This window comes from Falsiroseomonas algicola, from assembly GCF_011040385.1.
Classification (GTDB): domain Bacteria; phylum Pseudomonadota; class Alphaproteobacteria; order Acetobacterales; family Acetobacteraceae; genus Falsiroseomonas; species Falsiroseomonas algicola.
On sequence record NZ_JAAIKB010000039.1, the window covers coordinates 1 to 4,854 of the forward strand.

Annotated in this window: 6 protein-coding genes; 5 read left to right on the forward strand and 1 reads right to left on the reverse strand. The window is 64.1% G+C overall.

What is annotated here, in order from left to right; translation table 11 throughout:
• Positions 1-1,447: hypothetical protein (locus tag G3576_RS30760; protein ID WP_164698299.1), on the reverse strand; the 1,447-nt coding region annotated here is incomplete at its 3' end.
• Positions 1,448-2,475: 1,028 nt separating this feature from the next.
• Here G3576_RS30760 and G3576_RS30765 point away from each other — a divergent pair.
• Genes G3576_RS30765 through G3576_RS30785 form a run of 5 tightly spaced genes read left to right on the forward strand, consistent with a single transcriptional unit; the run spans position 2,476 to position 4,773 of the window.
• Positions 2,476-2,841 carry a hypothetical protein gene (locus G3576_RS30765; RefSeq protein ID WP_164698300.1) on the forward strand — a complete coding sequence of 122 codons (366 nt, stop codon included), beginning with the start codon at positions 2,476-2,478 and terminating at the stop codon, positions 2,839-2,841.
• Positions 2,841-3,158: a hypothetical protein gene (locus tag G3576_RS30770; protein ID WP_164698301.1), complete on the forward strand. Its 318-nt coding sequence runs from the start codon at positions 2,841-2,843 to the stop codon at positions 3,156-3,158. The genes G3576_RS30765 and G3576_RS30770 overlap by 1 nt, the downstream gene beginning before the upstream one ends.
• 50 nt (positions 3,159-3,208) lie before the next feature.
• A complete protein-coding gene (locus tag G3576_RS30775; RefSeq protein ID WP_164698302.1) occupies positions 3,209-3,577 on the forward strand; it encodes a helix-turn-helix transcriptional regulator in 369 nt (122 codons plus the stop codon).
• Between the two features lie 13 nt (positions 3,578-3,590).
• The gene (locus G3576_RS30780; protein ID WP_164698303.1) at positions 3,591-4,145 is read left to right on the forward strand and encodes a hypothetical protein; all 555 of its coding nucleotides are present in this window, start codon (positions 3,591-3,593) and stop codon (positions 4,143-4,145) included.
• Between the two features lie 28 nt (positions 4,146-4,173).
• A complete protein-coding gene (locus G3576_RS30785) occupies positions 4,174-4,773 on the forward strand; it encodes a hypothetical protein (protein WP_164698304.1) in 600 nt (199 codons plus the stop codon).
• The last annotated feature ends 81 nt before the right edge of the window (positions 4,774-4,854 follow it).

Below are 4,854 nucleotides of genomic sequence, written 5' to 3' on the forward strand. Positions count from 1 at the left end.
CTTCCTGACGCGGGCTGTTGCTGAGGATGGCCTGCTTGGTAGCGGCGGCCTTCGCCGCCCTTGCCCGAGCGCGGTATTGGCGAGCGGCCTTGGCGTTGGCGAGTTTCTTCGCGGCGTCGATCTCGGCGGCGGTGCCGACGTAAATGGGAGGGCGGCCCGGCGTCACCTGCCGGACCACATCGTGAAAGCCCGGCAGGGCCACGTGTTGAAGGACGATGTCCGTTGTCATTCCGCTCTGCCGCAGTTGCTCCGCGAGCGCCTCGGCCTGCGCGCGGTCATGCAGCCAGATGCGATACTCGCCAGTGAAATCCGGCGTGCGCAGTGCGCCCCGCCAGATGAACTGCCAGATGTCCTCGCATTCGCGCGCCCGTTCGATCTGGTCGCGCGTAATGCCAAATGCGTCCGTCAGCAGGCGGTCGGTCGGCAATGCCTTCGAGCTATAGATGATAGCGCACGACGTGCGGTCGAGCAGTCGGTTCGATCCCGCGATCTTCGGCTTCATCCGGTTCGGGAGGCCGGAGAGGAACGGAGCCACATCGTTGTTCGCCGACCAGTAGCCGACCTGCCGGGTTTCGAGGTAACGGCGGATGGCGACGAGGTTCTGCTCACCCAGATCAGTCGACCACCACAACGTCGAGCCACGGTGGGCGCGGGCGAAATACTCGATCACCACGCGCGGCGATCCGGCCCGCACCATCGACATCTGCGTCTGCGTGATGTTCAGCGGCGCGATGACGTTGGAGACGAGGTAGGTCAGCGAGTGCATGATGCCGCTGCCGATCAGCGTCACGCTCTCGAACGGCGCCTGCTCCAGTTCATGCAGCGTCCACACTGACACCCAGTTCACCTCTCGACCCGTGACCTGCGCGTCTCGCCAGTCGGTCAGGTTGACGTAAACACCAGCGTTGCTCTGCGCCCTGCGGTGAAACGTCGCGAGCACCGCAAGGAAGTCATCGGCCTGAAGCTTGGCGAAGCCGGGCGCCTCGGAGTGAACCACAACCTTGCCCCATCCATCTCCTTGATCGGCTAGGTCATACGCCGCAAGCATGTATGCGGAGGTAGCTGGGATGCGCATTGATCCCGTCGCGATGGACGCGGGCACCTCGTCGACGATCACATGCCACCCCGAAAATCTGCTGAGATCGGCAGAGATGATGCCCTCGTGCGTGACGAGCGCGATGACATGCGAGACGTTTTCCATGTCACGGGGCAAGTCCGCGATGGTGCGGGTGACTTGCCGGACGACCGTGTCACGCGTCTTGCGATGGATTGCGATGATGACCGGCTTCGTCCCGGCCTCGTCGGCCATGCGCTGGAGATCGGCAACACGCTCGGTGATCAGGTCGACAGTGGGATTGGCGAACAGGTAGCAGCCGGGTTCGCGGACCATCCTTTCGAGTTCGATGGTGGTCTTTCGAGTGCCGGGAGCACCAGTAATGATACGCATTGATGAATCCTCGCTTGAATGAAAAACCCGCCGGGCGGTGGAAGTCACCCGGCGGGCTTCAAAGCGAGGTTCGTCAGTAGTCCGGTCTATTTATCACGGACACGCACGGCACTCGATATAAAACTCGACCAAACGCTTCCACACGTCGGCATGCCAGTATTTATCTGGATACCCGAGACGGGCTTCCTGCTGGCATGACCCGGCGTCTACCAGAACGCTGGCGCGGAAGTCGATTTACTTTTTCACCCTACAGCACGTCATTCGCGTCCTTGCCAAGGGCCGGAACGAAAGGCGGATCGAGTGCGTCATCGGCGGCTATCTTATAGATTTCCATGACGGAGTTCGTTGGGACTTCGGATACGTCTCGGGCACGAGTTCAGTGAACTGCCGCCTCGGCGGGGACGGGTCCGGGGGACGGGCGAGGCGAAGCCGTGCGCCCGAAGGGCGACGCCCGTTCTCCGGTGCGAGGGGTCCCCGCCAGAGGCTGGACGGGCGAAGCGGGGACGGGCGAGCGAAGCCGCCCGGCAACGCGAACCCGGACATCGAGCGATAGCTGCCATTCCCATCAACAAGAAAGCTTAAGGGGGCGGCGGAGCCGCCCCCTCGCTCCACGGCTTCGGGGTTCTGCCCCCGCCGCGTTCCGGTCGCCTTCGGCGCCCGCGCGTCGCGGGCACCCACCCACTCGCCGGGAGCGCGAACTCTTCGTCGAGGTGGCCGGACGAACTCTGGTCGCCACATCACCCGAGTTCCTGTCTCTTGCACATGCCGCGAAGCGGCGCCGCTGCTGTGACGCAGATGACGCGTCGCCGACGCGCATCGGTCTTGGCTGCGCGCGTGCGCGCGCGGTGCGCAGTTCGTCACTCTCGGCTCCATGGGCCGACAACCGCATACGGCGCGCGATTTTCGTGTGGAATTTAAATCCCACGCGACGTCTTCCGGCCAGACGCCATCTTGTCCGGAAAAATCATGTTGACGCGTTGGGGAAGATGGGTATCCTGCCTTCATCACAAACCCGTGAGGTAACCATCATGTCCGAGATGAAGATTTTCACGTTGACGCGTAGCAACGGTCCGCGCGTGCGGTTCGAGGGGGTCCACCTCGGCGGCGACGAAGGCGATGTCACCGGCGATCACCGGCGGCTCGATGTGGACATCTACCGAACCAAAGGAGGCCGATTGATCGCGCGGATGACGTTCATCACGCGCTGGCAGCATGAGCGCGGAGCGACGCTCGTGCTTGTCGAAGACGATGGCGTTTCCATCCGGGAGGACATGCTCGATGCGTTGACGCTGTCTTTCTCCGGCGAGAAGTGGTTCGACCGGGAAAGGCTGGGTGAGATCGTCACGTCCGCTCTGAAGGAAGCCGATGCCCTCGACGTCGAGAGGGTCGACTGATGACGTGGGGCAGTCCTCGCGCGGACATCATCCTGAAGGCGACCTATTGGCTGCGTTCGCAGAAGGCGGACGGCAAGCAGGTCGTCAAGTCGGGCGGCGACCGGCTCTGGTTCGAGGATTATCGGATGCACCGGCTTGACGGCCCCGCGCTCGTCTACGCCAACGGAAAATGCCGTTGGTATGTGCGCGGCGTGGACATCACCGACGACGTCTTGATGTGGGTTCACGAGAACGGCTTGCCGCCGCCGAGTAAGTGGACCGACAAGGAACGCGTCTTCTTCGCGTTGCGCTTCTCCGACACGGGGGGCGTGCAATGACGATGACGGCCGGAGCTTCGAGTGGCCCGCGCTGCCGGGCGAACAGGCTGTTGTCCCAGATCGCAGCGTCGTCCCGCCCCGAGGCACGACTGGCGCAACGTCTACTCGCGCTCGACCTCACCCAGTTGGAGGCTAGTGTCCTCGCAGATGTCAGCACGTCGACGATTTCGCGTTGGCTGACCTACGGCGAGACGCCGACCATCAAGATTGCTGAACGGCTCGCCGCCGCGCTTGAATGCTCGGTGAGCGATCTGGGCTGGCGTCCGACCGTGGCGATGCGTGCGCAGGACGCGGTCGTCGCGGTGGCGAGGGCGCGAGGCATCGTCGTGGATTCTGTTCGCGAGAGCCGGGACATGGTCCGGGTGGTGCTGCTGGTGCCCAAACGGGAGATTGAGCGCGTGCGGGCGGCGCGCGACTGAGCAGGGGCGAAAGGTGGACCCGGATAGCGCGCAGCACGAGCGCGATCTCGTGCTGCTCTCCCTGTATGACGGCGAAACGGCGGCGCGGATCACTCGACCGACTGGCCTCCCCGACCGGCGCGAGGCCGCGTGGGAACTGGTCGATGCCACGCGTGACTACCCCGAAGTGCAAGCAGCGGCAGAGCGGGTCCTCGTTGCAACCGACTACACGCTGGAAGACGCGCTTGATGACGTCCTGCGCATCATGACGGAGGTCTTCGTCCAAGACCGACATGGCTGGGATGGGGGCAAGCGACTGGCGAACGCGCTCCGCGACGCTGGGTATGATCCACTGTGTCCGGCAGCCGTGGGCAAGGCCGGTTGCGACGAACCCATGTCGAGCGAGGACGTGACGGTTCTTGCCTACGATGCCGAGCGGGCGCTGGTGATACGAAGCGAGCGTCTGGTGACGGCGGACGACTCGGTGCTCGTTGATCAGCGCGCGCTTATGGCGGCCTGCGTGGGACTCTCGATAGTCGAACGCTCGGTGGTCGACGAGGCGTGGGAGCGCGCCGGTGCAGTGTTGTAGCCGGTGAAGTCGGAGGAGTTTTCTATTCATGATGAATGATGCGGACCGCACCTCGCGCGAGTGCGGCGGTTCTTTGAACGTGAACGCGAGCAACACGCGGCGGCGGCCCATCATTGGCCGAGAGCAGTGGCGGCTCCGAATGCCCCCGGCTCCCGCCACGCTCGAAGATGCGCTGGCACGGGTCAAATTGCGTGTCGAACTCGCGGCTGCGATGAAATCTGATTGCTCGGTGGTCGGCCAGAAGCGTCGAAAGGTCTACGCCGCGCTTCGTCTCCCGGCAGGTGATCTCTACTCGCTGGTGGTCGCCGCGCAGGTCGCCGATGGTGAGCAGCGAAGCGCGGTCGAGAACCTGCGGGTGGCGGCTAATCTGGCGCATGGTGCCGAGATCAGCGATCACGTTGACGGCCTGTTGAACATGACGGTCGAGCGCGTGTGGGGTAGACCGCGATGGTCGGGGCAGCGGAAGGTGCTCGCGGCAGTGCTCGCGTGCGGGGCGGCGACAGAGGCTGTCGAGGCCGCGATGCGCATTGCGGCGACCGCGAAAGACCCCAGCGGGCTCCGACCCACCTTCTATCCCACCTATGTCGCGAAGCGGACGATGGCACTGCCGCCTCGCCGCGCCCGGTGAGTCGCAAGCAGGTAGGGCGGTCACGAGAGATATATTTCGGAATCCTCATCCCCAAAAGGAAAATGGTGTTACCTCTGGACA

What these genes read in the sequence shown, in the direction of transcription:
- G3576_RS30765 (WP_164698300.1), top strand. Translation starts at nt 2,476, where the DNA reads ATGTCCGAGATGAAGATTTTCACGTTGACGCGTAGCAACGGTCCGCGC.
- G3576_RS30770 (WP_164698301.1), top strand. Translation starts at nt 2,841, where the DNA reads ATGACGTGGGGCAGTCCTCGCGCGGACATCATCCTGAAGGCGACCTAT.
- G3576_RS30785 (WP_164698304.1), top strand. Translation starts at nt 4,174, where the DNA reads ATGATGAATGATGCGGACCGCACCTCGCGCGAGTGCGGCGGTTCTTTG.